At 68.8% G+C, this 25,252-nt stretch carries 25 protein-coding genes; 11 read left to right on the forward strand and 14 right to left on the reverse strand.

Annotation, left to right across the window (positions count from 1 at the left end):
• The 6 genes from nuoE to SJY11_RS16260 all read right to left on the reverse strand — a co-directional run bounded on the left by nuoE (position 1) and on the right by SJY11_RS16260 (position 4,019).
• Positions 1-945: an NADH-quinone oxidoreductase subunit NuoE gene (gene nuoE, locus SJY11_RS16235; protein ID WP_376987769.1), complete on the reverse strand. Its 945-nt coding sequence runs from the start codon at positions 943-945 to the stop codon at positions 1-3.
• On the reverse strand, positions 945-2,135 hold the full coding sequence (locus SJY11_RS16240; protein ID WP_376987771.1) for an NADH-quinone oxidoreductase subunit D: 1,191 nt from the start codon (positions 2,133-2,135) through the stop codon (positions 945-947). Before SJY11_RS16240 ends, nuoE begins: the two co-directional genes overlap by 1 nt.
• Positions 2,136-2,147: 12 nt before the next feature.
• Positions 2,148-2,753, reverse strand: coding sequence for an NADH-quinone oxidoreductase subunit C (locus tag SJY11_RS16245; RefSeq protein WP_376987773.1), 606 nt, complete (start codon positions 2,751-2,753; stop codon positions 2,148-2,150).
• On the reverse strand, positions 2,750-3,001 hold the full coding sequence (locus SJY11_RS16250; RefSeq protein WP_376987775.1) for a hypothetical protein: 252 nt from the start codon (positions 2,999-3,001) through the stop codon (positions 2,750-2,752). The genes SJY11_RS16245 and SJY11_RS16250 overlap by 4 nt, the downstream gene beginning before the upstream one ends.
• A 3-nt stretch (positions 3,002-3,004) precedes the next feature.
• Positions 3,005-3,589, reverse strand: a complete 585-nt coding sequence (locus SJY11_RS16255; protein ID WP_054141301.1) for a NuoB/complex I 20 kDa subunit family protein — start codon at positions 3,587-3,589, stop codon at positions 3,005-3,007.
• Between the two features lie 64 nt (positions 3,590-3,653).
• Positions 3,654-4,019: an NADH-quinone oxidoreductase subunit A gene (locus SJY11_RS16260; protein ID WP_326912241.1), complete on the reverse strand. Its 366-nt coding sequence runs from the start codon at positions 4,017-4,019 to the stop codon at positions 3,654-3,656.
• Between the two features lie 298 nt (positions 4,020-4,317).
• On the opposite strand from SJY11_RS16260, the gene SJY11_RS16265 reads away from it, so the two are divergent.
• Positions 4,318-4,641 carry an HdeA/HdeB family chaperone gene (locus tag SJY11_RS16265; RefSeq protein ID WP_326911987.1) on the forward strand — a complete coding sequence of 108 codons (324 nt, stop codon included), beginning with the start codon at positions 4,318-4,320 and terminating at the stop codon, positions 4,639-4,641.
• Between the two features lie 5 nt (positions 4,642-4,646).
• Positions 4,647-5,267: a YcbK family protein gene (locus SJY11_RS16270; RefSeq protein WP_376987777.1), complete on the forward strand. Its 621-nt coding sequence runs from the start codon at positions 4,647-4,649 to the stop codon at positions 5,265-5,267.
• Between the two features lie 27 nt (positions 5,268-5,294).
• On the opposite strand, the gene SJY11_RS16275 is transcribed toward SJY11_RS16270, so the two are convergent.
• Positions 5,295-7,967, reverse strand: a complete 2,673-nt coding sequence (locus SJY11_RS16275) for an ATP-binding protein (protein ID WP_376987779.1) — start codon at positions 7,965-7,967, stop codon at positions 5,295-5,297.
• 138 nt (positions 7,968-8,105) lie between these two features.
• Here SJY11_RS16275 and SJY11_RS16280 point away from each other — a divergent pair, with 138 nt between their 5' ends.
• Complete coding sequence (locus SJY11_RS16280; RefSeq protein ID WP_376987781.1) at positions 8,106-8,543, forward strand: response regulator; 438 nt, start codon at positions 8,106-8,108, stop codon at positions 8,541-8,543.
• A gap of 1 nt (position 8,544) precedes the next feature.
• Positions 8,545-9,801: a pilus assembly protein TadG-related protein gene (locus SJY11_RS16285; RefSeq protein ID WP_376987783.1), complete on the forward strand. Its 1,257-nt coding sequence runs from the start codon at positions 8,545-8,547 to the stop codon at positions 9,799-9,801.
• 16 nt (positions 9,802-9,817) lie between these two features.
• Here SJY11_RS16285 and SJY11_RS16290 read toward each other — a convergent pair whose 3' ends face one another.
• From SJY11_RS16290 to SJY11_RS16320, 7 genes are all read right to left on the reverse strand, one after another.
• A complete protein-coding gene (locus tag SJY11_RS16290; protein WP_376987785.1) occupies positions 9,818-10,594 on the reverse strand; it encodes an EAL domain-containing protein in 777 nt (258 codons plus the stop codon).
• Between the two features lie 130 nt (positions 10,595-10,724).
• On the reverse strand, positions 10,725-11,420 hold the full coding sequence (locus SJY11_RS16295; protein WP_376987787.1) for a molybdate ABC transporter substrate-binding protein: 696 nt from the start codon (positions 11,418-11,420) through the stop codon (positions 10,725-10,727).
• Between the two features lie 3 nt (positions 11,421-11,423).
• Positions 11,424-13,538: a molybdopterin cofactor-binding domain-containing protein gene (locus tag SJY11_RS16300; protein WP_376987789.1), complete on the reverse strand. Its 2,115-nt coding sequence runs from the start codon at positions 13,536-13,538 to the stop codon at positions 11,424-11,426.
• Positions 13,535-14,014: a (2Fe-2S)-binding protein gene (locus SJY11_RS16305; RefSeq protein WP_376987790.1), complete on the reverse strand. Its 480-nt coding sequence runs from the start codon at positions 14,012-14,014 to the stop codon at positions 13,535-13,537. Before SJY11_RS16305 ends, SJY11_RS16300 begins: the two co-directional genes overlap by 4 nt.
• Before the next feature lie 4 nt (positions 14,015-14,018).
• Entirely contained in the window at positions 14,019-14,954 is a 936-nt protein-coding gene (locus SJY11_RS16310; RefSeq protein ID WP_376989348.1) for a Bug family tripartite tricarboxylate transporter substrate binding protein, read from the reverse strand.
• 102 nt (positions 14,955-15,056) lie between these two features.
• A complete protein-coding gene (locus tag SJY11_RS16315; protein ID WP_376987792.1) occupies positions 15,057-15,944 on the reverse strand; it encodes a fumarylacetoacetate hydrolase family protein in 888 nt (295 codons plus the stop codon).
• Positions 15,945-16,070: 126 nt separating this feature from the next.
• Positions 16,071-16,745 (reverse strand): FadR/GntR family transcriptional regulator, encoded by a 675-nt coding sequence (locus tag SJY11_RS16320; protein WP_376987794.1) that lies wholly within the window; start codon positions 16,743-16,745, stop codon positions 16,071-16,073.
• Positions 16,746-16,929: 184 nt separating this feature from the next.
• Here SJY11_RS16320 and SJY11_RS16325 point away from each other — a divergent pair, with 184 nt between their 5' ends.
• The 7 genes from SJY11_RS16325 to SJY11_RS16355 all read left to right on the forward strand — a co-directional run bounded on the left by SJY11_RS16325 (position 16,930) and on the right by SJY11_RS16355 (position 25,248).
• Complete coding sequence (locus SJY11_RS16325) at positions 16,930-17,082, forward strand: hypothetical protein (protein ID WP_376987796.1); 153 nt, start codon at positions 16,930-16,932, stop codon at positions 17,080-17,082.
• Entirely contained in the window at positions 17,079-18,569 is a 1,491-nt protein-coding gene (locus SJY11_RS16330; protein ID WP_376987798.1) for an amidohydrolase family protein, read from the forward strand. Before SJY11_RS16325 ends, SJY11_RS16330 begins: the two co-directional genes overlap by 4 nt.
• Positions 18,566-19,963: an amidohydrolase family protein gene (locus SJY11_RS16335; RefSeq protein WP_376987800.1), complete on the forward strand. Its 1,398-nt coding sequence runs from the start codon at positions 18,566-18,568 to the stop codon at positions 19,961-19,963. Before SJY11_RS16330 ends, SJY11_RS16335 begins: the two co-directional genes overlap by 4 nt.
• Before the next feature lie 102 nt (positions 19,964-20,065).
• Entirely contained in the window at positions 20,066-21,634 is a 1,569-nt protein-coding gene (locus SJY11_RS16340) for an ABC transporter substrate-binding protein (protein ID WP_376987802.1), read from the forward strand.
• A gap of 28 nt (positions 21,635-21,662) precedes the next feature.
• Positions 21,663-22,631 carry an ABC transporter permease gene (locus SJY11_RS16345; RefSeq protein ID WP_291828311.1) on the forward strand — a complete coding sequence of 323 codons (969 nt, stop codon included), beginning with the start codon at positions 21,663-21,665 and terminating at the stop codon, positions 22,629-22,631.
• 65 nt (positions 22,632-22,696) lie between these two features.
• A complete protein-coding gene (locus SJY11_RS16350) occupies positions 22,697-23,536 on the forward strand; it encodes an ABC transporter permease (RefSeq protein WP_376989349.1) in 840 nt (279 codons plus the stop codon).
• Positions 23,533-25,248 carry a dipeptide ABC transporter ATP-binding protein gene (locus tag SJY11_RS16355; RefSeq protein ID WP_376987803.1) on the forward strand — a complete coding sequence of 572 codons (1,716 nt, stop codon included), beginning with the start codon at positions 23,533-23,535 and terminating at the stop codon, positions 25,246-25,248. Before SJY11_RS16350 ends, SJY11_RS16355 begins: the two co-directional genes overlap by 4 nt.
• Positions 25,249-25,252: the final 4 nt, after the last annotated feature.

The raw sequence follows: 25,252 nt of genomic DNA on the forward strand, positions 1-25,252 counted from the left end.
TCACTCTCGCGGCTTGCTGGTCTTGGCGGCTTCACCCGCCGACTTGCCGTCGATCTTTCCCTGGGTCGCGGGCGTGTCGTTGGCGGCGCTGGTGGGCTGGCCCGGCTCGGACGGCTTTGGACGGCCCGCAGCCGCGGTCTCGGTCGCCGGCTTCGCCGCCGCTGCAGGCGTCGCATCGGTCTTTGGAGCGTCTGCCTTGGGCGCGTCGGGCTTGGGCGCGTCTGCCTTCTTGGCTTCCGCTTCGGCGGCGGCCTTGGCGGCAGCGGCTTCGGCGGCGGCCTTGCGCTGCTCGGTGACCCGCTTCTGCCAGTCACCGGCGCCGATCACCGTGCCGTCATAGAGGGCCGGGTCCTTCAGGGTCTCGCCGCCGCCGAGCGGCTCCGAACCCGAGCGGCCATTCTGCGGGCCTGGCTTCGTCGGCCGGCCGTGGCGGAGATCCTCCAGCAGCGCCTTGAAGTTCTCGGGCGTCAGATCCTCGTAGTAATCGAAATTGATCTGCGCCATCGGGGCGTTGCAGCAGGCGCCGAGGCACTCGACCTCGAGCCAGGAGAGCTTGCCGTCCGCGGTCACCGTCGATTGCGGACCGATGACGTCCTGACAGACCTTCTTCAGCGCCTCCGCGCCGCGCAGGGCGCAGGGCGTGGTGCCGCAGAGCTGCACGAAATGCGCGCCGACCGGCTGCAGGTTGAACATGGTGTAGAAGGTCGCGACCTCCATCACCCGCATCGGCGCCATGCCGAGCTTGCGCGCGACCGCCTCGATCGCGGCCCGCGGCAGCCAGCCGTCATGCTGCTCCTGCGCCTTCCACAGCAGCGGGATCACGGCCGAGGCCTGGCGCCCCTCCGGATATTTGGCGATCTGCTGATCAGCCCAGTTCTCGTTCGCCGCATCGAAGGCGAAGGAGGCGGGCTGGACGGCATCGGGGGCAAGACGACGGACGGACATCAGCGGTCAACTTCACCAAAGACGATATCGAGGGAGCCCAGGATCGCGGAGACGTCCGCCAGCATGTGCTTGCGGCACATGAAATCCATGGCTTGGAGATGGGCGAAGCCCGGCGCCTTGATCTTGACCCGGTAGGGCTTGTTGGTGCCGTCGGCGACGAGATAGACGCCGAACTCGCCCTTAGGCGCCTCGACGGCGGCGTAAACCTCGCCCGCGGGCACCTTGAAGCCCTCGGTGTAGAGCTTGAAATGGTGGATCAGCGCTTCCATCGAGCGCTTCATCTCGCCGCGCTTGGGCGGCACCATCTTGCCGTCGAGCGCCGAGATCGGCCCGCCGCCATCGGCGGAGAGGAGCTTCTCGCAGCACTGCTTCATGATGCGCACTGACTGCCGCATCTCCTCCATGCGGATGCAGTAGCGGTCGTAGCAGTCGCCGTTCTTGCCGATGGGGATGTCGAAATCCATCTCGCCATAGCACTCATAGGGCTGCGACTTGCGCAGGTCCCAGGCCGCGCCGGAGCCGCGGACCATCACGCCCGAGAAGCCCCATTTCCAGCAGGTGTCGAGATCGACCACGCCGATGTCGACATTGCGCTGCTTAAAGATGCGGTTGTCGGTGAGCAGGCCCTCAAGGTCGTCGCAGACCTGCAGGAACGGGTCGCACCACTCGGCGATGTCGTGGATCAGCGAGGGCGGCAGGTCCTGATGCACGCCGCCGGGGCGGAAATAGGCGGCATGCATGCGCGCGCCCGAGGCACGCTCATAGAACACCATCAGCTTCTCGCGCTCCTCGAAGCCCCAGAGCGGCGGCGTCAGCGCGCCGACGTCCATCGCCTGCGTGGTGACGTTGAGGATGTGCGAGAGGATGCGGCCGATCTCGGAATAGAGCACGCGGATGAGCTGGCCGCGACGCGGCACCGTCACATCCATCAGCTTCTCGACGGCCAGGCAGAAGGCATGCTCCTGGTTCATCGGCGCGACGTAATCGAGCCGGTCGAAATAGGGCATCGCCTGGAGATAGGTCTTGGCCTCGATCAGCTTCTCGGTGCCGCGGTGCAGCAGGCCGATATGCGGATCGACGCGCTCCACGATCTCGCCGTCGAGTTCCAGCACAAGACGCAGAACGCCATGGGCGGCCGGGTGCTGCGGGCCGAAATTGATCGAGAAGTTCCGGATGTTATGCTCAGACATGTCCGGCTCCGATCAGGCCGTCTTCGCTTTTTCGTCGCCCGGGAGGACATAGTCCGTCCCTTCCCAGGGCGAGAGAAAGTCGAAATTCCTGAATTCCTGGTTGAGCTTCACCGGCTCGTAGACGACCCGCTTCTGCTCGTCGTCGTAACGGACCTCGACATAGCCGGTCAGCGGGAAGTCCTTGCGCAGCGGATAGCCCTCGAAGCCGTAATCGGTGAGGATGCGGCGCAGGTCCGGATGACCCGAGAACAGGATGCCGTAGAAGTCGTAGGCCTCGCGCTCGTACCAGTTCGCCGCCGGGAAGACCTCGATGATCGAGGGCACGGGCGTGGCCTCGTCGGTCTGGACCTTCACGCGGATGCGGCGGTTCGAATAGGGCGCCAGCAGATGGTAGACGACGTCGAAGCGCTTCTCGCGGCCGGGATAGTCGGCGCCGGCGATGTCGGTGAAGTTGACGAACCGGAAGCGGCGGTCGCCCGAGAGCGTCCTCATCACCTCGAGGATTGAGGCCGCCTCGGCATGAACCGTCAGTTCGCCGAAGGCGACGACGGCCTCGGTGACCGCGCCCGGCAGCGCCGCCTTGATCTCTTCGCCGAGTTGTACGAGCGCTTCGCTCACTTGTGCGACTCCAGTTCGCGAACCTTGGCCTCGAGCGCCTCGTTGCGCTCTTCAAATTCACCGGTGACGAGTTTGCTCATCAACGTGTCCGCCGTCAGAGCGTGCCGGAAGGACTCGATATGCCCTTCGATCTTGGTCAACCGTCGATCCACGAGATCGAAGCGGGTCGAGTGCTGGTCGAGGCGCGCCAGAATATCGGCCCGCATCTCGCGGAGCAGCGGCACGATCATATCGACGGGCTCAGCCATGGCTCACCTCTCGATCGTGCCCGTCCGCCGGATTTTCTTCTGCAGCAGCAGCACGCCGTAGAGCAGCGCCTCCGCCGTCGGCGGGCAGCCCGGCACATAGATGTCGATCGGCACGATGCGGTCGCAGCCGCGCACCACCGAATAGCTGTAGTGGTAGTAGCCGCCGCCATTGGCGCAGGAGCCCATCGAGATGACGTAGCGCGGCTCCGGCATCTGGTCATAGACCTTGCGCAGCGCCGGAGCCATCTTGTTGGTCAGCGTGCCCGCGACGATCATCACGTCTGACTGGCGCGGTGAGGCGCGCGGCGCGAAGCCGAAACGCTCGACGTCGTAGCGCGGCATCGAGAGCTGCATCATCTCGACGGCGCAGCAGGCGAGCCCAAAAGTCATCCACATCAACGAGCCGGTGCGCGACCAGTTGATCAGGTCGTCGGTGGCGGTGACGAGGAAGCCCTTGTCGGCGAGTTCGCTGTTGATCGCCGTGAAGAACGGGTCGCGCTGGCCGACGGGCAGACCGTCGGGCCCGAGCAGGCCCTTCGGCGCAGGGGCGACGAGCGGGTCACCGCGGTCGATCGCTGTTGTTGCCATTGTCGTATCCTCGTGAACCGTAACCGTCAGATATGTCTCGCGCTTTGAGGCTGCGAGGCGACAGTTAGTCCCACTCCAGCGCACCCTTGCGCCACTCATAGACGAAGCCGACCGTCAGCACGCCGAGGAACACCATCATCGACCAGAACCCATACCAGCCGAGTCCACCGAAGGCGACCGCCCAGGGAAACAGAAAGGCGACTTCGAGATCGAAAATGATGAACAGGATCGCCACCAGGTAAAAGCGCACATCGAACTTCATGCGCGCGTCGTCGAAGGCGTTGAACCCACACTCATAGGCCGAGAGCTTTTCCGGATCCGGCTTCGAATAGGCGATCGCGAAAGGCGCGATCAGCAGTGCCAGACCGATGAACGCCGAAACGCCGATGAAGATCACCAGCGGCAGATAGTCGTTCAGCAGGGACGGCACTGGAAGGGCTTGCATGGGCGTTCCCGTCAACCGGATGGCGGCAACGTGCCGCCGGTGTCGATTAGACCCTCGATTAGAATGAAGCAAGACTTCGCCGCGCCGCAGCATCGCGCGGCAGGGTTGATTCTGGCGCAAGCATAGCCGTTTCGGCTCTCGCCGTCCGGCGGCTCGACAAGGTCCGCCGGAATTTCGCCGCATAGAGCGGACTTGTCGCTAGCCGAGGCCGGCGTGACCCGACACACTCGCGCCGAATCGACTCATTCCCGCGGCCCTGCCGCCCCACCGAGAAAGGCTCCTGATGCGCGCGCACCGCCGGCTCCTGCTCGCTTCGCCGATCCTGCTGCTGGCGGCTCTCGGACCCGCGGCCGGCCTCCGCGCCGAGGCGCTCGACCTGACTCGCGCGAGCTGTTCGGATTTCACCGCCATGAACGAGAACGACCGCAACCAGCTGTCGCTCTGGCTCGCAGGCTACTTCGCCGGCAGCGCCATGCGGCCCCTTCTGGACCTCGAGAAGATCACCGCCGCGCCGGCCGCGCTCGCCGAACTCTGCGCCAAGTCGCCACAGTTCGCGCTGGTCGGCGCCGAGACCCGCGCCGTGTTCATCCCCGCGCCCGCTCCCTGACCGGCATGCATCGCGCCCGCCTCGTCGCGTCGTCGCTGGCGCTCGCCTGTGTCATGGACATCGCGGCCCTCGCTCAGGAGGGCACGATGATGCGCGCGCCCCTTCCGCCGCAGCGCCCCTTCGATCTCGAACTGCCGGGCACCCCTGCCCTGCCGCCGATCATCGTTCCCGCGCCCGCCGAGGCAAAGGATGCCCCGCCGCCCGACGCGAATTCACCGATGACGAGCGAGCCGGACGAGGGCGAAGGGCCGGAATGGCCGCAGCTGACGCCGGGCCAGAAGGCAGGCGCGGAGCCGGCCTTCGACCCGAACGAGAGGCCGGACCGCCCGGGCATCTCGACTGATCCGGGCACATCGATCGCCTGCCTGCCACCGCGGTTGAAGCAGATCCTGACCAGGATTGCGGACAAATACGGGGCGGTGAAGGTGACCTCGACCTGGCGCCCGCCCTGGCGGGCGCGGCGCGGCTCCTATCACAAGCGCTGCGAGGCGATGGACTTCCGCGTGCCGGGCGTGCGGCCGCGCAGCGTCATCGAATGGGTCCGCACCCTGCCCGAGGTCGGCGGGCACAAGGTCTACTGGAACGGCATCCTGCACATCGACACCGGGCCGCGCCGGCCCTGGTGAGGCGGGCGAGCCGGCGCCCGGCCTCGTTCAGGCTGCGCGCGCCATCGCCTCGTCGAGCAGGCGATGCGTCCGACGCAGCATCTCGGCCAGTCCGGCCGCCGCGTCCGGCTTGGGCGGGGCCTCGCCCTCGCGCGCCGCACGCTCCATCTCTGCCGCAAGCGACGCGACCCGGCGCGCGCCGAGATTGGCGCTCATCGACTTCAAGGCATGGGCATATTGCGCGACGCGGTCACGGTCTCCGGCGCGCGCCGCATCGTCCAGACGCTCGACCTCCTCGAGCGAACGGGTGCGATAGAGCTCGGTGATGCGCCGCACCGTCTCCAGCGAGCCGTTCGTCATCGCCATGAGGTCGCGCAGCACGGTCTCGTCGAGATCGACCTCTTCCTGCGAGGCGTCGGCAGCGGCGGCCATGGCCAAGCCCGTCGCCTCCGCACGGGCGCCCGGCGCCAGCGCCGCGATGACGCTGCCGAGCCGCGCCAGGGTGAAGGGCTTGTGGACGACGTCATCCATGCCGGCCTCGCGCCAGGCATCGGCCGCCGTGCCGACGACATGGGCGGTGAGCGCGACGATCGGAACGCGCGGCTGCCCCGTCTGCGCCTCGCGGGCGCGGATGGCGCGCGCGGCCTCGAAGCCGTCGAGACCCGGCATGCTGCCATCCATCAGGATCAGATCGAAGACCTCGCGCTCGGCGGCAGCGACGGCCTGCAGGCCGTCCTCGACGAATCGCGCCGCGATGCCGAAGCGCCGCAGCGCCGCGTCGGCGACCTCGCGATTGACCTCGCTGTCATCGGCGACCAGCACGCGCAGGCCCGGAAACTGCAAGCTCTCCGGCGTGCCCGACCGAGCGGCCTGAGCCCGCCGCAGCGGCTGTCCGTCCTGCAGCGCGGCGAGGATCGACACCAGGTCGCGCCGCTGCACCGGCCAGGTCAGCACTTCGGCGGCTCCGGCCCGGATCAGCGCATCGGCATCCTCCGACGCTCCGGCCACGACGACGACGGTGCCCGCGCGTCTCGCGCAGGCCGGCAGCCTGTCCGGCGAGGCGAGCACCAGATCGAAGCGCGCGTTCTCCTGCGCCAGCACGGAGGCGTCTCTGCAGACCACATAGCCGGCCCGCCCGAGTTCCTGCGCGAGCATCGCGCCGGTCTGGCCCCTGGAGACAAGGATGGCGACCTTCCGGCCGCTCGATGTGGGGGCCGCGGCCAGCGCCGGCTCGGCCACGATCGGAAGCGCAAAGGAAAAGCAGCTGCCGCGCCCGACCGCGCTTTCCACCTTCAGCGTCCCGCCCATGGCGTCGACGAGCTGGCGGGCGATGGCGAGGCCGAGCCCGGTGCCGCCATGGGTGCGCGTGGTCGACTGGTCGGCCTGCGAGAAGGATTCGAAGATCGTCTCGAGCTTGTCGGCGGGAATGCCGATGCCGGTATCGGAGACCGAAAAGCGCAGCCAACCCTCGCCCTCGCGGGTCAGGGCGACCGTCACGCCGCCGGCTTCGGTGAATTTCAGCGCGTTGTTGACGAGGTTGGCGAGGACCTGCCCGAGGCGGACCGGGTCGGCCCGCACCGTCAGCCCCGGCGGCGTCGCGATCGACCCGCTGAGATCGAGCGCCTTTGACTGTGCCCGATCGCCGAAGAGCTGAAGCACGGAATCGATGGTCTCCTCGGGATCGATCTCAAGGGCTTCCACCTCGAGCTTGCCGGCCTCGATCTTCGAGATGTCGAGAATGTCGTTGATGATGGTCAGCAGGCTGGTGCCCGAGCGCGCGATCACCTCCGCTTGGCGCCGGGCGCGATCCGGCAGTTCACCCGCCGCCAGCAACTCCGCCATCACGAGGATGCCGTTCATCGGCGTGCGGATCTCATGGCTCATCGTCGCCAGAAAATCGGATTTGGCCTGGTTCGCCTGATCGGCGGATTGAGCGGCGCGCTGGTAGTCGGCGGTGCGGTCGGCGACCTCGCGCTCCAGCTTGTCGCGGTGGTCGGCGAGCCGGCGATCGCGCTCGCGGATGTCGCCGATCATGCCGTTGAAGCTGTCGACGAGTATGCCGATCTCGTCGCGGGAGGTCGCGGCGAGGGTGACCGAATAATCGTGCTCGCGACGCACGCGCATCATCGTCTGCGTCAGCGCGCCGAGCGGGCCGGTGATGCGGCCCTGCAGCCGCAGCGCCAGCGCGACCGCGAGCAGCGTCGCGACGGCTCCGGTCAGCAGGGTGCTGGTGACGGCGCGCCCGATCAGTTCGGGCAGATCGCGCGTGTCGGCGATGATGCGCAGGCTGCCGACCGGCACGCCGCCATGGATGACGGGGACGGCCGCCTCCATGGTGCGGCTGCGCAGGATCGCCGGCAGCGACCAGCGCGTGTCGGCCCCCTCGACGACGAGATCGCCGGCGAGTTGCTCGGCCGCCCCGATCTCGGCCAGCGGCCGTCCGTCAGCCGTCTCGATGCCAGCGAAGACGATCCCCTTCAGGCGGGCGATGGCGTTGATCGCCTGCGACGTCGAAATGGAGTCCTGATCCGCCACGGGAATGGCGGCAGCGGCGGCCATCGCATGCGCCGTGCTCAGGAGCGCGTCGCGCCGCGACTGACCGTAGCTCTCGGTCTCGCGCCAGACGGTCACGCCGACGAGGAAGGCGCTCGCCAACAGCGTCGCGCTCACGACGAGCAGGATCAGCCGGCTGCGAATGGAGAGGTGGGGACGCAAGGTCATGGCCGAGCATAGCCAGCCCATGCTTACGCAATTCCAAACAATGCTCCCGATTTTTCGAGCGAGTCGGAACTGTTTGTTTGCAACTCCCTGTCAAAGTCATCGCCTCAGGCACCAGAACAGTGCCCTCGGAGCGATGCGATGACGATGGCCGAAGCCGCCGCGATGCCGTTCAGTTACGTCCTGTGCGACCAGATCGCGATCCTGGCCGTGGACGACGACCCGATTCAGCGCGAATTCTGCACCGTCTATCTCGCTTCTCCCCATGCCGAGATCATGACTGCCGCTTCGGCGGAAGAAGGGCTGGCGCTGCTGGAACGGCAGCGCTTCGACGTCGCGCTGGTCGATGTCGACATGCCCGGGATCAACGGCATCGAGATGGTCCGCCGCATCCGGGCCGACAGCCGGCTCGACGATCTCCCGGTGATGGTGATCACTGGCCGCGAAGACATTCTCTCGATCGACCAGGCCTATGCCGCCGGCGCGACCTCCTTCATGTGCAAGCCGGTCAACTGGCGGCTTCTGGGCCATCAGATCCGCTTCATGGTGCGGGCGCATCGCGCCCTGGTGGCGGCCTGAGATGGGCGGGCGCCTGACAGCGGCGATCGGGCGCCTGCGCCGCGACGAGCGCGGCGGCGCGCTGGTGATTCTCGGCGTCGCCCTGCCGGCCCTGATCATGGCTGCCGGCGTCGTGATCGACTACGGGATGCTGTCCGAACAGCGCACGGCCTTCCAGACGGTGGCCGACGGCTCCGCGCTCGCCGCCGCCCGCGAATTCCGGCTCGCCAATGCGACGCCGACGGTCGTCCAGTCGGCCGCGGAAAAATTTGCGACGACGCAGCTCAAGGCCCTCGACCACACCGGCACGATCGCGGCGACCGTCGACCTCCGGAAGATGACCGTCACCGTCGAGGTGACCAATGTGGCGCAGACGAACATCATGCACATGTTCGGGTCGGACAACGTCACCGTCAGCGCACGGGCCACCGCCCGGGTGCTCGGCACCGCCTCGATCTGCGTCATCGGCCTGGAGACCAAGAAAAAGGAAACGATCCATCTCGAGAAGGAGGCCAAGCTCGAGGCACCGGACTGCGCCGTCTACTCGAATTCCACGCAGCCGCACGGCCTGACGGCGATGAACAATTCGCAGCTGCGGGCGCGCTTCATCTGCTCGGCGGGCGGCGTCTACAAGGACAAGTTCGACAGCTTCCAGCCCAGCCCGACGGTGGACTGCCCGACGCTCGCCGATCCGCTCGCCTCGCGCCCGCCGCCGTCGATCGGCGGCTGCAGCGCCAACGCCCTCAGCATCACGTCGAGCACGATGCTGAGCCCCGGCACCTATTGCGGCGGCATCCGGATCAGCAAGGGCGCCGTGGTGACGCTCAACCCCGGCATCTACGTCTTCAAGGACGGGCCGCTCGACGTCTCCGCCGGCGCCTCCCTGAAGGGTGCGAATGTCGGGCTGTATTTCAACGGCAAGGGTTCGGTGCTGCGCTTCGAGGCCGACACGAAGATCGACCTCACGGCGCCGCAGAGCGGCGTGCTGGCGGGCATCCTGTTCTACGAGGACCGCACCTCGCCGGCGAACCAGATCCACCGGATCCTGAGCAACGACGCCAAGGTGCTGCTCGGCACGCTCTATTTCCCCCAGGGCGAGCTCAACATCGGCGCCAACAAGCCGGTCGCCGCGGAGTCGGCCTATACGATCGTGGTGGCGCGCCGCTTCACCCTCTCGGCCGGCCCCACCATGGTGCTGAACGCGAAATACTCCTCAACCAATATCCCGGTGCCGGAAGGCGTGGGACCAGGCTCGACCGCCGCCCATCTGGCGCGGTGAGGCGCCGGCACCGCCCTCAGCGGACGGCCGGCCAGCCGCCTCGGACGAAGGCGTCGATCTGATCGGCGGCGACAGCAGGCGAAAAGAGATAGCCCTGAAGGAGATGGCAGCCGGCGACGCGCAGGAACTGCTGCTGGGCCGCGGTTTCGACCCCCTCCGCCACCACCTTCAAGCCCAGCGCGCGCGACAGGGCGGTGACGGCCTGGACGATCGCCGCCGCCTTCAGTTCGCCGGTTCCGTCGATCATCGACTTGTCGAGCTTGAGCTTGTCGATCGGCAGCTTCTGCAGATAGGCGAGGCTGGAATAGCCGGTGCCGAAATCATCCAGCGCGATGCGGATGCCGCTGCGCCGGAGAATGTCCATCGTCTCGATGGCGCTCTCGAAATTCTCGATGATCCCGCTCTCGAGCAGTTCGAGTTCGACCTGCGCGGGTGCGTTGCCGATCTCCGCGATCACGGCCAGCAGCCTGCCGGCGAAGTCCGGCGCCTGGAACTGCCGCGCGCTGATGTTGATCGCGACGGAAAGCTGCGGCCACCGCAGCGCGTCCAACAGCGCCTGGCGAATCACCCACCAGTCGAGGGCATCGGCCTGCGCCTCGTCGGCGAGATGATCGAGGATGGCGCCGGGGCCCGAAACCGACCCGTCGGGCGCAACCGCGCGCAGCAGACATTCGAGGCCGACCAGGGCTTTGCCGTCGGCGCTGACCTGCGGCTGGTAATAGAGGCGGGCGCTCGTGATAATCGCGTCCTCGGCATGATCCTGTCGGCCGCTCGCACGGTCCGGCTCGGGCATCCTTCGCACCCGGGCAGACTCAGCCATAGTCGATCGGCCGCCGCTCGACAATGCGACTTACGCTACGGAACCGATGGCGCCGATGCCGCACTTCGTTTCCGATCGGCGGCGTCCGGAGGACCCCGGCCCATCAGACGAAGCCGGCGCGTCGGCGCTGATCGGCCGTCGCATCGCCGGTCAGCAGCTTCACCAGCTCACGGGCCTGCGCGGGATGGGTCGCCCGCGCGACGACCCCGGCCGTGTAGCGGGTGGCGAGGCTCAATCCCGGCGGAAGTTCGGCGACGAGGGCGACCCCGGCGACGGCCTTGATCTCCGTCACCTGGGTGCAGCCGATCGGGTGGGCTTCCGGCGCGTTCGCGAGAGCCGCCATGGCCGACGCGCCGTTGGGATAGGTGCGCAGACGCTCCGCCACCGTCGCGCCGATCCCGAGCTTGTCGATGACGCCGGCGAAGTGGATGCCGGCCGTCGCCAGCTTCGGATCCGGGAAATAGATCGCGTCCGCCGAGAGCAGCGCCTCGCGCAGCGCGGCCGCATCGCCGACGTCGGGAACCGGGTCGCCGTCGCGTACCGCGATCGCGGTCCCGACATCGCCGAGATCGGCGACGCTGTCGGGCGCGACGATGCCGCCCGCGACCAATTCCGTGACGATGGCCGCCGTGAGGATGACGACGTCGGGCTGCGCGCCCTCGGCGAGCCTGGCCCGCATCGCGCCGACGGCACCGAAGCTGCCCTCGATGCCATGGCCGGTATCCTGTCGGAAGGTCGGCTCGAGCGCCCGCACAAGGGCCTGCGCGGCGCCGCCGCTGAGAATGCTGATGTCGGGCATGGGCTACTCCATCGCCGCGATGATGCGGTCGCGCGTGATCGGCATCTGGCGGACCCTGACGCCGAGCGCCGCATGGACGGCATTGGCGAGGGCGGCCGCGGTCGGCCCCTGGGCGCATTCGCCGGCGCCGAGCGGCGGCTGATCGGGCCGGGGCAGAATCTCGACCGTCACCTCCGGGACCTCGCTGAAGCGCAGGATCGGATAGGTTTCCCAGGAGGTGCTGGTGACCGCCTCGCGGCTGAAGGCGACCTCCTCCTTCAGCGTCCAGCTCGTCGCCTGAACGGCCCCACCCTCGATCTGGTTGGCGACGCCGTCGGGGTTGATCGCCTCGCCGACATCGACCGCGATCCAGAGCTGCGTCGCGCGGGGTTCGGCCGCGAGGTCGATCTCGGCGACGACGGCACAATAGGCCCCGGTGTTCTTGTAGCGCGCGAAGGCCAGGCCACGCCCCCTGCCCTCGGGCACGGCGCCGCCCCAATCCGCCAACGCGGCGGCGCGCTCCAGCACGATGCGCGCGCGCTCATCGCCGAGATGGCGCAGGCGAAAGGCGAGCGGGTCCTCGCCCTGCTCATGGGAGAGTTCGTCCATCATCGATTCGATGGCGAAGACATTGCCGAAGGCCCCGAGCGCGCGCATCGAGGACGTCCGCAGCGGCATGGTCAGCAGGCGGTTCTTGGTGACCCGCCAGGCGGGAAAGTCATAGAGCGGCACGGCGTTGCGCTGGGCGCCGCCGCCACCGGCAAGCGGCGGATCCTGCGATATGTACAGCGGAAAGGGCCTTTCGAGATCGAAGCTCGCGAGCAGGGCCGGGCTGCCGGCGCGGCCAGGTCGGGCGACATAGCCGTTGCTCCAGATCTCATGGCTCCAGCCGGCGATGCGGCCATCATCCCCGATCTCGGCGGCGATCTCGATCGCCATCGCCGCCCCGAAGGGCGACCGCGCCAGCTCATCGGCACGCGACCAGCGCAGGCGCACAGGGCGGCCGGGCACGGCGCGGGCCAGGAGCGCGGCGTCGAGCGCGGCATCGTCGGCGCCGTTATGGCCGTAGCAGCCGGCGCCCTCGGCATGGCCGACGACGATGTCGTCCTCCGGCAGGCCGAAGACCAGCGCGAGATCCGCCCGGAGGTTGAAGATGCCCTGGCTGTGGGTGACGACGCGCAGGCCGTCCTCCGCCCAGGTGGCGATCGCGCAGGAGGGGCCGATCGAGGCATGGGCGAGATAGGGCTTGAGATAGCGCCGCACCAGACGGCGGGTCGCAGGCGAGGGCTCCGGGTCCTCGCGGAGATCGACGACGGACGCCTCAGTCGGCTCGGTTTGCAGCCAGGGGGAGAGGTCATGCTGGTCCGGCAACTCGAAACCATCCGTCCAGCGCGCCGCCGTAGCGAGGCGGACGAGGCCGGCCTCGGCCTGAACCTCGCTCTCGCAGACCATGCCGAGAAAGCTGCCGTCGCGCACCAGCGCGATCAGCCCGTCGAGCCCGGCCAGCGACGCCTCGTCGAGGCTTTCCAGCGTCGCGCCGGGGCGCGGCGGGCGCAGCACCCGGCCATGGACCATGCCGGGTTCGTCGAGATCGTGGATGAAGGGCCGCGTGCCGAAGACCTTGCCGGCGAGGTCGATGCGCGGGACCGGGCGGCCGGCCAGCGTGCGGGCACCAGGCGCTTTCGGCTGCATGGCGGGATCGGCGGGACGGGCGAGCGAGACTTTGTCCGCCAGTTCCCAATAGCTGGTGGCGAGATTGCCCGGACCGGTGATCGCGCCGTCCTCGACCGCGAGCGCATCCTGCGGCACCGACAAAAGCCGCGCGGCCTCGGCGAGGAAGAGCCCGCGCGTCTGCGCCGCCGCGAGCCGCACCGACAGGCCGCAATCGGAGACCGAGAGGCTGCCCGAGGTGACGCCCTCATTGGGGCTCGCCGCGGTATCGGCCGGCCGCAGGCGCACGCGCTCGATGGCGATGTCGAGTTCGTCGGCGCAGATCTGGGCGAGCGCGGTGAGAATGCCCTGGCCGATCTCGACCTTGCCGGGCGACAGCGTGACATGCCCCTCGGGCGAGACGGCCAGCCAGCGGTCGAGCCGCGGCGTGACCCGCAGACCCAGGGGAAGGACGGCCGAGGCGCTCATGCCGCGCGATCCCGCATCGAGGCGGCGGCGCGGCGGACGGCGCGCAGGATGCGGTTATGCGCGCCGCAGCGGCAGAGATTGGGGTCGAGCGCAGCCCTGATCGCGGCATCGTCGGGATCGGGCGTCTGCGCCAGCAGGGCTGCCGCGCTGACGACGATGCCGGAGAGGCAGTAGCCGCATTGCGCCGCCTGCTCGGCGATCAGCGCCTCCTGCACGGGATGAGGCGCCTCCGCCGTCCCCAGCCCTTCCGGCGTCGTGACCTCGCGCCCCGCGACCGACCAGAGCGGCGTGTTGCAGGAGGCGACGGCATGCCCGTCGACGAGGACGCGGCAGGAGCCGCAAAGCCCCTCGCCGCAACCGAAGCGCGCCGCCTTGAGGCCGAGTTCGCCGCGCAGCACGTCGAGCAGCATCGTGTCGGGCGCCGAGGCCAGCGTCCGGCCCGTGCCGTTGACGGTCAGGCGCGTGCCGGCCTCCATCGCCTCAGTTCACCTTGATGTTCGCGGCCTCGATGACCTTCGCCCATTTGGCGATGTCGGCCTTGATGAACTCGCCGAACTGGGCCGGGCTCATATCCATGCCCGCTGTGCCCTGCTTGGCCCAGGCCGCCTTGACCTCGGGCCGCGCCTGCGCCTTGCGAATCTCGGCGTTGAGCAGATCGACGACGGACTGCGGGGTGCCCGCCGGCGCCATGAAGCCCAGCCAGATCGTCGCCTCGTACCCTTTCAACCCCGCCTCCGTCGCGGTGGGGACGTCGGGGAGCAGCGCCGAGCGGCGGGCGCCGGTGGTGGCGAGGGCGCGCACCTGCCCCGCCGCGATGCTCGGCGCCATGGTGGTGACGGAGTCGATCATCATCTGCACATGGCCGCCGATGAGATTCGAGCGCGCCTCGCCGCTGCCACGATGCGGCACATGCACGATCTCCGTGCCGCTGAGCGCCTTGAAGTTCTCGCCGGCCAGGTGATAGGGCGTGCCGACCCCGGAGGACGCGTAGTTGAGCTGCTTCGGCTTCGACTTGGCGAGCGCGATGAACTCCTGCAGCGTCTTGGCTTCCACCGACGGGTGGACCACGATCACGAGATCGGCCTCGTTGACCGGCGCGACCGGCACCAGATCCTTGGTCAGATTGTACGCCTTGCTCGGGATCAGCGTCTCGTTGGCGGTGTGCGTGTTCGACATCATCAGCAGCGTGTAGCCGTCGGGCGCAGCGCGGGCGGCCTCCGTCGTGCCGATGACGGCGCCGGCACCCGGCTTATTCTCGATGGTGAAGGGCTGCTTCAGCGCCTCCTGCAACTGCTGGCCGACGGCCCTTGCATAGATGTCGGCCGGGCCGCCGGCGCCGAAGGGCACGATCACCCTAACGCCGCGGCTCGGATAGGACTGCGCCATGGCGGAGGTCGCGAGCGCGGCCGACGCCATGGCGGCGAGACAGAGAAGCTTGATCCTGGACACCGTTTCCTCCTCCTGATGGGCCGCTTTGGCGCGGCTCCCTTATGGTTTGGTCGTCGGCCGGACGGTTCGTCAGCCGACCGGGTTTTCGAGCGTGCCGATGCCGTCGATCTCGATGCGGACGACATCGCCGGCGGCAAGGAATTTCGGCGGGTTGAAGCCGATGCCGACGCCGACGGGAGTGCCCGTGGCGATGATGTCGCCGGGCTCCAGCGTGATGTAGGCCGAGATCGTGCTGATCAGCGTCGGGATGTCGAAGATCAGGTCCGCCACCGTCGCGTCCTGGCGCAGCTCGCCATTGACCCAGGTGCGCAGGCGCAGCTGGCGCGGATCGGGCACCTCGTCAGCGGTCAGCAAGGCCGGGCCCATCGGGCAGAAGCCGTCGATGCCCTTGCCGAGCACCCATTGGCGGTGCTTGTGCTGGAGCTGGCGCGAGGTGACGTCGTTTACGATGGTGTAGCCGAAGACGTGGTCGAGTGCGTCGGCGGTGGCAATGCCGCGCCCGCCCTTGCCGATCACCACGGCGAGTTCGCCCTCGTAATCGACGGACTTCGTCGGATCGAGATGGCCGGGGATGGTCTCGCCAGGGCCGATCACCGCCGACGGTGGCTTGGTGAAGACCACCGGCGCTTCCGGCACGACATCCTTGGTGCTGGCATCGAAGCCGCTCTGGGCGAACTCCTTGGCATGCTCGTGATAGTTCTTGCCGACGCAGAAGACGTTGCGCGCCGGGCGCGGAAACGGCGCATGCAGCGCCACTCCGGCAAGAGGCAGCTTCGGCGCCGCCGCGGCCAGATGGGTCAGCCGATCGACCGCCCCGGCGCCCAGCGCACAGCACGCCGCCATCGTCTCGGGGGCGCCGTCGACACCCGAAAGGTCGGCGATGTGGTCACCGAGGATGACGCCGAGGCGGCCACTGGCGGCCCCGCTGGTGCCCTGACTGAAGATGGCGAGTTTCATGAGGCCGGCCCGATGCTGGCGCCAAGGTTGGCGCGACGCTCCAGAGCTAGAGCAGGCCCCGGCAAGCTGTCAACCAATCAGGGACTGAAGCGTGCTTCTTGGCATTATTGGTTGACCAATAATGCCTCAGCGCCCGAGCAGATTGCTCCGCACGCGTTCGAGATGGCCGAGCAGCGCCGCCTCGGCTGCTGCGGCATCGCGCGCCTTCAGCGCCGCGACTATGGCGTGATGCTCGCGCCGGTAATGGTCGCGCCGCTCGGCGCTGAGGCTGCGGCGCTTGAGTTCACCCCAGGCGGTGAGATCGCGCGCCCGGGTGATCATCGCGTAGAGCTCGATGACGAGGCGGTTATGGGTCGACCGGGCGATCGCCTGGTGCAAAGCGGCGTCCCAATGCTCGAAGGCCTCGAAATCATCGGCCGCATCGCCCTGACGGACGCAGTGGTCGAAGCGCGCAAAATCGTCCTGATCGGCGTTGATCGCGGCGAGCTCGGCGAGACGAGGCTCGACCAGCAGGCGCGCCTCCATGATCTCGGCCGGGCTCGCCGAAGGCGGCGAAGGCTCTGCGAGCGGCGGCTCGCTCGCAGCCGCGCGGACATAGGTGCCGCTGCCGATGATCCGCGTGACGGTTCCGCCGCTTTCCAGCACGGCGAGCGCGTCCCGGACGGCCGAGCGCGGCACGGCGAGCTGCTCCGACAGCGCGCGTTCGGTCGGCAGCTTGCTCCTCGCTCCATAGACTCCGGCGCGGATCTCATCGGTGATGAAATCGCGAACCCGCTGGGCATGTCGTGTGGTCGTGCTCATCGTGCTCCTGTCGCGCGTGCCTCGATCGGCCGTCGGGCCGCCCTGATTGGTTTACCAATTTCTGCGGGGCTGGCAAGGCGTTGCGGGCGGTGCCCATCTGCAGGGCCGGGATGCGCGGGCGCGATTGCCACGACGGCGGCCCAGCTGTTCAATGCCGGCACAGACCCACAGCCGAGAGCGCGACGTGTCCCCATCCGACGGCCCGACGCGCCCGGTCTTCACCACCACCGACGCCGGCAGTGCGGACGGTTTCATCATCAGGCCGGGCCTGATCGAGCCGCCGCGGGATTGGATCCTGTTCAAGAGCGGCGGCAGCGTCGCGGGAGCATCGGCATGAGCCTCGGGCCTCGCGACGCGGGACGAACACTGGTCAGCGGGCGTTGGGTCGTCGGCCACCAGGACGGGCGACATCTTCTGATCGAGCGCGGCGAGGTGGTGTTCGAGCACGGCGCGATCGTCTTCGTCGGACACGCCTTTCCCGGCGAGGTGGCGCGCCGCATCGAGCGCCCCGATGCGCTGATCGCGCCGGGGTTCGTCGATCTCGATGCGGTCAGCGACCTCGACACCGCCGTCCTCAGCCTCGACAACACACCGTCCTGGCGCAAGGGCCGCGTCTGGCCGCAGAGCTACGTCGCGCGCGGCCCCTATGAGATGTACTCGCCCGACGAGCTGGCCTTCCAGAAGCGTTATGCCTTCGCGCAGCTGCTGCGCAATGGCGTCACTACGGCTCTGCCGATCGCCTCGCTGTTCTATCGGCAATGGGGCGAGACCTATGACGAGTTCGCCGCCACCGCGCAGGCCGCCGAGGACCTCGGCCTCCGCGTCTATCTCGGACCGGCCTATCGCAGCGGCCATACCGTCGTCGACGAGGCCGGGACGGTCAGCCTGCTGATCGACGAGGCGCGCGGGCTGGCAGGGCTCGACGAGGCGATCCGCTTCTGCCGCGACATGGAGGGCCGGGCCGGCGGGCTCGTGCGGACCATGCTGGCGCCGGACCGGATCGAGGGCTGTACGCCGGAGCTGCTGCGCCGCACCGCCGAGGCCGCCCGCGCGCTCGACGTGCCGCTGCGCCTGCACTGCCATCAGTCGCGCTTCGAGGTCGACGAGGTGACGAAGCGCCATGGCCTCTCGCCGACCGGCTGGCTGGCCTCGCTCGGACTGCTCGGCCCGCGCGTACTGCTGCCGCATTTTACCGATTTTCCGGCCTTCGACGGCGTTTCGACGCGCGAGCGCGATCTGGCGATGCTGCTCGAGGCCGCCGCCACGGTCGTCCACTGCCCGGTCGTGATGGCCCGCAACGGGGCTGCGCTCGACCATCTCTCCGAGCTGCGCGAACGGGGGCTGCGGATCGGGCTGGGCACCGACACCTGGCCGCCGGACATGATCCTCAACATGCAGGTCGGCCTGATGCTCGGGCGGGTGATGGCGCGCTCGGTCTCGCGGCCGAGCAGCGCCGAGATGTTCGATGCCGCGACCTGGATCGGGGCCGATGCGCTCGGCCGGCCGGATCTCGGACGGCTGATGCCGGGCGCGCGGGCCGATCTCATCGCGATCGATTTCGGCCATGACGGCATCGGCCAGGTCATCGACCCGATCCAGACGCTGATGCAGTCCTCCTGCGGGCGGGACGTCACCGATGTCGTCGTCGACGGACGGCTGGTGATGGAGGGCCGCATCCTGCCCGGCTTCGATGCAGCTGCGGCCCACCGGCAGGCGCAGGCGCAGTTCGACGGGCTGATCGCCCGCTATCCCGACCGCACCTTCGGTCATCCGCCCGTCTCGGAGATTTTCACGCCGACCTATCCGCTGCGGCGCGCGCCATGACGGAGGCGACGCGGACGATCCTCGGCAATGCGGTGGTGATCCCGCTCGATGGTCGGCGCCAGATCCTCGAGCCGGGGCATGTCGTGGTCGAGGCGGGCCGGATCGCGACCGTCGCGGCCGGCGCCTGGCCCGAGGGCGAACTTGCGGCGGCGCGCCGGATCGATCTCGACGGCGCGGCCCTGATCCCCGGGCTGATCGACCTGCATCTCCATGCCGGCCACGGGCTGACCAAGAATCTGGGCGGCGACGTCGACGCCTGGATGGATACGGTGGGCGATGTCTATGCCCGCCACGCCGATGCCGAGTTCTGGGCGGCGGACGCGGCGCTGCAGGCCCTTGAGCGGACACTCGGCGGCACGACGCTGGCCGTGCCCTTCTTCGGAGGCGGCGACAATGTGATGCGCACGGAGGACACCACCTGCGCGGAGGCCCATCTGCGCGAAATCGAGGCGAGCGGCCTGCGCGAGCTCCTCGTCCTCGGCGTCGACCGCCCGCCCTTTCCCAAGCCCCGGCGCGCCTGGACCGACGGCCGGGCCGTCGAGCGCTCGATGTCCCTGTCCGACCAGATCGCGGCGATCGGAACGCTGGCCAGCCGCTGGCGCGGCGCCGGCCAGGGGCTGATCGACATCGCCGTGTCCGCCCCCGTGATCGGCGAAGCCGAGTTCGCGGCGGCCGATGGCCCGCTCCAGGCCGCAATGCGCGAGACCACGACCGCCGCCTGGGCGCTCGCGCAGGGCAGCGGCAGCCGCTTCATCCAGGACGGGCATCGCGACGGGTCGGTGGCCTTCATGGCCAATACCTTCGGGCTGTTCGACCGGCGCTCGGTCCTGGCCCATTGCATCGACCTGACCGAGGCCGACATCGCCACCTTCGTCGAGCGCGGTGCGGGCGCGGCCTACACGCCGAGCTCGCTGATGGCGGTGTTCGGCTATTGCCCCGCTCCGCGCCTGCTCGCGGAGGGGGTGCGCGTCGGGCTGGGCACCGACGGACCGGCGCCGGACCGCTCGCTCGACATGTTCCGGACGATGTTCATGGGTCATCGGCATCAGGCGATCCGCTGGAAGGACCCGTCGGCGATCGACGCCTGGACGACCCTCGAAATGGCGACGCTCGGCGGCGCGAAGGCGCTCGGCCTCGACCACGAACTGGGTTCGATCGAGCCCGGCAAGCTCGCCGATCTCGTCGCGGTCTCGCGGCGCGGCGCGCATCTGCAGCCGCGCGACCTGCCCGTGCACCGGCTCGTCTTCTTCGCCAACGCCGCGGACGTCTCGCTGGTCATGGTCGCGGGGCGCGTGCTGGCGGAGAACGGACGCCCGACCGCCCTCGAGGCCGGCGCGGTTCTGGACCGGGCCGAGCGCGCCTACCGCCTGATGAAAGAACGGGCAGGGCTCTGACACGGAGGCTCACAAACCCGTTGACGAGACTGCATGCAGTTCACCTATGATGGCGCATACAAAGGGGGTCGCGATGCGGCTCGAACACAGAGGGGTGTCGTCATGAACCGCATCGCCATGCTTTTGGCCGCCGTCTCGGCCGCCGCCCTGATCTCGACGGCAACAGATGCAAAAACCGTGCGCTGGTCGGCACCGACCGACATCGCGACGCTCGATCCCTTCGCCCAGACCGAGAGCTTCACCACGGCGATGCTCCACCACGTCTTCGACCCGCTGGTGCGGCGCGGGCGGACGATGCAGCTCGAGCCGGCGCTGGCGACGAGCTGGAAGGCGGTCAAGCCCGACACCTGGCGCTTCGAGCTGCGCAAGGGCGTGAAGTTCCACAACGGCAACGCCTTCACCGCCGACGACGTCGTCGCCTCCGTGACCCGCCTGCTCAACCCCGGCGCGCGGGCCCGCGGCAACCTCTCGCAGGTGATCCGGGCCGAAAAGGTCGACGACTTCACCGTCGATCTCGTCACCAAGGGCCCCTACCCGCTGCTGCTGAACGATCTCGCCGGCATCTACATCATGGACAAGGAGTGGATGGAGCAGACGGGCTCGCTCAAGCCGGGCAACATCGCCACCGGCGTCAGCACGGCCGCCTCCACCACCGCCATCGGCACAGGGCCGTTCAAGCTGGAGTCGTTCAAGCCGGACGCCGGCACGAACATGGTCGTAAACCCGGACTGGTGGGACAAGCCGCAGCACAACATCACGCGCATCGAGTTCAAGCCGATCAAGTCCGACGCGACCCGGGTAGCGGCGCTGCTGTCGGGCGAACTCGACCTCATCGCCCCGGCTCCGCTGCAGGATCTCGCGCGCATCGGCGCCAACAGCTCCTTCAAGGTGATCGAGGAGCCGTCTCTGCGGCTGATCTTCCTCGGCCTGAGCCAGCGCGACGAACTCAAGTCGATGCCCGGCCAGAAGAACCCGCTGAAGGAACTCAAGGTCCGGCAGGCGCTCTGGCAGGGCATCGACCTCGACGCGATCCAGAAGCGCGTCATGCGCGGCAAGTCGCAGAACACAGGCACGCTGGTAGCGCCACCGGTGCCTGGCTACGACAAGGCCAACGACACGCTGCTCGGTTACAACGCAGACAAGGCCAAGGCGCTGCTTACTGAAGCCGGCTACCCCAACGGCTTCAAGCTCGGGCTGAACTGCCCCAATGACCGCTACATCAACGACGAGGCCATCTGCGTCGCGGTCGCCGCGATGTGGAGCCGCATCGGCGTGCAGACCGATGTGAAGACGGAGTCGCGCGCGACCTATTTCCCGAAGCAGGACCGCGGCGAGTTCGATTCCTTCATGCTGGGCTGGGCGACCCTGCCGCCGATGGACGGATTCAGCGTGCTCTCGGCCCTGCTGACTGCGCCCAAGGACGGCTTCGGTGGCTCGAATTCGATGGGCTACACCAACCCCGAGATCGAGCGGCTGACGCGGGAGGCGGCGGTCGAGCTCGACGAGCCTAAGCGGCGCGCGATGATGGTCCAGGCACTCAAGGTCGCCAAGGACACCATCGCCTACATCCCGCTGCATCTGCAGCCGGTCGCCTGGGCCTCGCGCCAGGGCCTCGATGTGCCGCAGTTCCCGGATGAGTATGTCCGCCTCTGGTTCGCTCAGGTGAAGTGACGCCAGCGACCGGACGGTCCCCAGACTGATGCTGCGTCTGCTTCTCGCCCGCCTCGGCCAGGCCGCGCTCGTCATGCTCGCGGTCTCGGCGGTGTCCTTCGGGATGTTCCGCTTCGTCGGGGACCCTGTCGCGGCCCTCTCGCGGGAGAATGCGACGATCGCCGAAAAGGCCGAGCTGCGCGAGCAACTCGGGCTCGACCGGCCGGTCGTCGTGCAGTTCGCGGGCTTCCTGAGCCGGATCGTGCGCGGCGACTTCGGCATCAGCTTCCGCAACCAGCGCCCCGTGGCGACCCTGATCGCGGAGCGGCTGCCGGCAACGCTCGAACTGGTCCTCGTCGCGACGCTGCTGTCGCTGGCGCTCGGCATCCCGCTCGGCGTGCTCTGTGCGCTGAAGCCGGACGGGGTTGCGGCACGGCTGGTCCAGGCGGTGTCGCTGATCGGCATTTCGACGCCGACCTTCGTGACCGGCATCGTCCTGATCCTGACCTTCGCTGTGACGCTCGGCCTCCTGCCCTCCTTCGGCCGGGGCGAGACCGTGCAGATCGGCCCCTGGTCGACGGGGCTGCTGACGCTGAGCGGGCTCAAGGCGCTGATTCTGCCCTCGATCACGCTGGCGCTCTACCAGCTGACGCTGATCATGCGGCTGGTGCGCTCGGAGCTGATCGACGTGCTCTCCAGCGACTATATCCGCTTCGCCCGGGCCCGGGGCCTGTCGGCCAGGCACATCCATTTCACCCTGGCGCTGCGCAATGCGCTGATGCCGGTCATCACCGTCACCGGCCTGCAGATCGGCTCGCTGATCGCCTTCGCCATCGTCACCGAGACCGTCTTCCAGTGGCCGGGCATGGGGCTGCTCTTCATCCAGGCCGTCAGCTTCTCGGATGTGCCGGTGATGGCGGCCTATCTGCTCTTCGTCGGGCTGCTCTTCGTCCTCATCAACACCGCCGTCGACCTGCTCTATGCGCTGGTCGACCCGCGCCTGCGCGTGAGGGCCTGACCGTGGCGGCCTCCCTGTCCCGGCGGCTGCGGCGCGTCCCGCTCTCGGTCTGGCTCGCCGGGCTGATGGCCGCCGTCATCGTGGCGGCGGCCGCCCTGGCACCGCTGATCGCGCCGTTCGATCCGACCGACCTGACCAGCTTCAACCTGATCGACGCGGAGCTGCCGCCGCGCTTCTCGCCCGATGGCGATCCGCGCTTCCTGCTCGGCACCGACAACCAGGGCCGCGACTTGCTTTCAGCCATGCTCTACGGCGCGCGGGTCTCGATCCTGATCGGCGGCGGCGCGGTGATGGTGGCGGCGGTGGTCGGCGTCGGGCTCGGCCTGATCGCGGGCTATTTCGGCGGCTGGGTCGACGCCGCGATCATGCGCTTCGGCGACATCATCCTGAGCTTCCCGACCATTCTGCTCGCCCTGCTCGTCGCGGGCGTCGCGCGGATGCTGTTTCCAGCCGCGAGTTCGGCGGAATGGGCCCCCTTCATCCTGATCGGGGCGATCGCGATCCATGAATGGGTGCAGTATGCGCGCACCGTGCGGGCCGCGACCATGGTCGAGAGCGCGCGCGACTATGTCCGCGCGGTCAAGGTGATCGGCCTGCCCGCCCGCCAGATCATGCTGCGGCACATCCTGCCCAATGTGATGGGGCCGGTGCTGGTGATCGCGACCATCAACCTCGCCGCCGCCGTGCTGACGGAAGCCACCCTCTCCTTCCTCGGCGTCGGCATGCCGCCGACCTATCCCTCGCTGGGCACGCTGATCCGCATCGGCAACGAGTTCGTCTTCTCCGGCGTCTGGTGGATCGCGCTGTTTCCGGCGCTGCTGCTGGTGCTGCTGGTGCTCGGCGTCAACATCGTCGGCGACTGGCTGCGCGACCTGTTCAACCCGAAGCTGCGGGGGCGCGGATGAGCGCGGTTGCCCCCATCCTCGCCATCGACCGGCTGCGGATCGAATACCCGCTGGCGGATGGCGGCGTGCTGACGGCCGTCGAGGGCGCCACGCTCTCGATCGCGCCGGGCGAGATTCATGCGCTGGTCGGCGAATCCGGCGCGGGCAAGACGACGATCGGCAATGCGGTGCTCGGCCTGCTCGAGAAGCCCGGCCGGATCGCCTCGGGCACGATCGCGCTCGACGGCCAGCCTTTCGACCCGCAGAAGCCCGGCGCGATCCGGCTCGGCCGTGACATCGGCGCAGTCTTCCAGGACCCGATGACGAGCCTCAATCCGCTCTTCACGGTCGAAAGCCAGATCGTCGAGACGCTGCGCGCGCATCTGCCGCTCGACCGGAGCGCGGCGCGGGCGCGGGCGCTGGAGCTGCTCAAGGCGGTGGGCATTCCCGAGCCCGAGCGGCGGCTGTCGGCCTATCCGCACCAGCTCTCCGGCGGGCAGCGACAGCGCGTCGTCATCGCCTGCGCCCTGGCCTGCGAGCCGCGGCTGCTGGTGGCCGACGAGCCGACGACGGCGCTCGACGTCTCGATCCAGGCGCAGATCCTCGATCTGCTACGCGGCCTGGCGGATGAGCGCGGCATCGGCATCCTGCTCGTCACCCACAATATGGGCGTCGTCGCGCAGATCGCCGATACGGTAACGATCATGCATCGCGGCCACATCGTCGAGAGCGGGCCGGTGGCGCAGGTCCTGCGCAATCCCCAGGCGGACTATGCCAAGGCCCTGATCGGCGCCGTGCCGCGCATCGACATCCGGCTCGACCGCTTTCCGATGCTCGACGGCGCGAACCAGACCGAGGCCGGCGCCGCCCGGGACAAGCTGCGGGAGAAGGCCCTGGCCGTCGGGGACCCGTCGCCGGGTGGCGACGTCCCCCTGCTCAGCGTCGACAATCTCAGCGTCGACTATGGCGCCGGCTTCCTCGCCGGCCGTGGCGCCCGTGCCTTCCGGGCCGTCGACGGGGTGAGCTTCGACATCCGCCAGGGCGAGGTCTTCGGCCTCGTCGGCGAGTCCGGCTGCGGCAAGACCACCATCGCCAATGTGGTGGCGGGCCTGCGGGCGCCGACCGGCGGCACCATCCGCTTCGATGGCCAGATGATCGCCGGCGCGGAGGCGGCGCCGCGCAAGGGCAAGGCCCGTCGCGCGATCCAGATGATCTTCCAGGACCCCTATTCCTCGCTGAACGCGCGGATGCGGGTCGGCCGCATCCTGGCCGAGCCGATCCTGTTCTACGAGTTGGCCCGGACGCGGGCTGAAGCCGAGGCCGATGTCGGCCTGCTGATCGAGGCCGTCGGCCTGCCCACGGAGGCCGCGCAGCGCTTCCCGCATGCCTTCTCCGGCGGGCAGCGCCAGCGGCTCTCGATCGCGCGGGCGCTGGGGGCGAGGCCCAGGCTCATCGTCTGCGACGAGCCGACCTCCTCGCTCGACGTCTCCGTCCAGGCGCAGATCCTCAACCTGCTCAAGGATCTGCGCGACGCGACCGGGCTGACGCTGCTGCTGATCAGCCACGATCTCGCGGTCATCCGCCAGATGTGCGACCGAGTCGCGGTGATGCGCGCGGGCCGGATCGTCGAGATGGCGGCGGCCGAGACGCTCTTCACGACGCCGCAGGCCGACTACACCCGCCAGTTGCTCTCGCTCGTGCCGACGCTCGAGCGCATTCGCGGCGAAGTCTGACAGC

This window comes from Allobosea sp. R86505 (assembly GCF_042466375.1).
GTDB lineage: Bacteria > Pseudomonadota > Alphaproteobacteria > Rhizobiales > Beijerinckiaceae > Allobosea.

Excerpts from the sequence above, each read along its gene's own strand:
- SJY11_RS16270 (WP_376987777.1), top strand. The coding sequence starts at position 4,647 with ATGCATCGCGCCCGCCTCGTCGCGTCGTCGCTGGCGCTCGCCTGTGTC.
- SJY11_RS16310 (WP_376989348.1), bottom strand. The coding sequence starts at position 14,954 with ATGGCGTCGGCCGCGCTCGCGACCTCCGCCATGGCGCAGTCCTATCCG.
- SJY11_RS16280 (WP_376987781.1), top strand. The coding sequence starts at position 8,106 with ATGACGATGGCCGAAGCCGCCGCGATGCCGTTCAGTTACGTCCTGTGC.
- SJY11_RS16255 (WP_054141301.1), bottom strand. The coding sequence starts at position 3,589 with ATGGCAACAACAGCGATCGACCGCGGTGACCCGCTCGTCGCCCCTGCG.
- SJY11_RS16320 (WP_376987794.1), bottom strand. The coding sequence starts at position 16,745 with ATGAGCACGACCACACGACATGCCCAGCGGGTTCGCGATTTCATCACC.
- SJY11_RS16290 (WP_376987785.1), bottom strand. The coding sequence starts at position 10,594 with ATGCCCGAGCCGGACCGTGCGAGCGGCCGACAGGATCATGCCGAGGAC.
- SJY11_RS16300 (WP_376987789.1), bottom strand. The coding sequence starts at position 13,538 with ATGAGCGCCTCGGCCGTCCTTCCCCTGGGTCTGCGGGTCACGCCGCGG.
- SJY11_RS16350 (WP_376989349.1), top strand. The coding sequence starts at position 22,697 with ATGGCCGCCGTCATCGTGGCGGCGGCCGCCCTGGCACCGCTGATCGCG.
- SJY11_RS16240 (WP_376987771.1), bottom strand. The coding sequence starts at position 2,135 with ATGTCTGAGCATAACATCCGGAACTTCTCGATCAATTTCGGCCCGCAG.
- SJY11_RS16275 (WP_376987779.1), bottom strand. The coding sequence starts at position 7,967 with ATGACCTTGCGTCCCCACCTCTCCATTCGCAGCCGGCTGATCCTGCTC.
- SJY11_RS16250 (WP_376987775.1), bottom strand. The coding sequence starts at position 3,001 with ATGGCTGAGCCCGTCGATATGATCGTGCCGCTGCTCCGCGAGATGCGG.
- SJY11_RS16295 (WP_376987787.1), bottom strand. The coding sequence starts at position 11,420 with ATGCCCGACATCAGCATTCTCAGCGGCGGCGCCGCGCAGGCCCTTGTG.
- SJY11_RS16315 (WP_376987792.1), bottom strand. The coding sequence starts at position 15,944 with ATGAAACTCGCCATCTTCAGTCAGGGCACCAGCGGGGCCGCCAGTGGC.
- nuoE (WP_376987769.1), bottom strand. The coding sequence starts at position 945 with ATGTCCGTCCGTCGTCTTGCCCCCGATGCCGTCCAGCCCGCCTCCTTC.
- SJY11_RS16355 (WP_376987803.1), top strand. The coding sequence starts at position 23,533 with ATGAGCGCGGTTGCCCCCATCCTCGCCATCGACCGGCTGCGGATCGAA.
- SJY11_RS16335 (WP_376987800.1), top strand. The coding sequence starts at position 18,566 with ATGACGGAGGCGACGCGGACGATCCTCGGCAATGCGGTGGTGATCCCG.
- SJY11_RS16345 (WP_291828311.1), top strand. The coding sequence starts at position 21,663 with ATGCTGCGTCTGCTTCTCGCCCGCCTCGGCCAGGCCGCGCTCGTCATG.
- SJY11_RS16285 (WP_376987783.1), top strand. The coding sequence starts at position 8,545 with ATGGGCGGGCGCCTGACAGCGGCGATCGGGCGCCTGCGCCGCGACGAG.
- SJY11_RS16330 (WP_376987798.1), top strand. The coding sequence starts at position 17,079 with ATGAGCCTCGGGCCTCGCGACGCGGGACGAACACTGGTCAGCGGGCGT.
- SJY11_RS16305 (WP_376987790.1), bottom strand. The coding sequence starts at position 14,014 with ATGGAGGCCGGCACGCGCCTGACCGTCAACGGCACGGGCCGGACGCTG.
- SJY11_RS16340 (WP_376987802.1), top strand. The coding sequence starts at position 20,066 with ATGAACCGCATCGCCATGCTTTTGGCCGCCGTCTCGGCCGCCGCCCTG.
- SJY11_RS16265 (WP_326911987.1), top strand. The coding sequence starts at position 4,318 with ATGCGCGCGCACCGCCGGCTCCTGCTCGCTTCGCCGATCCTGCTGCTG.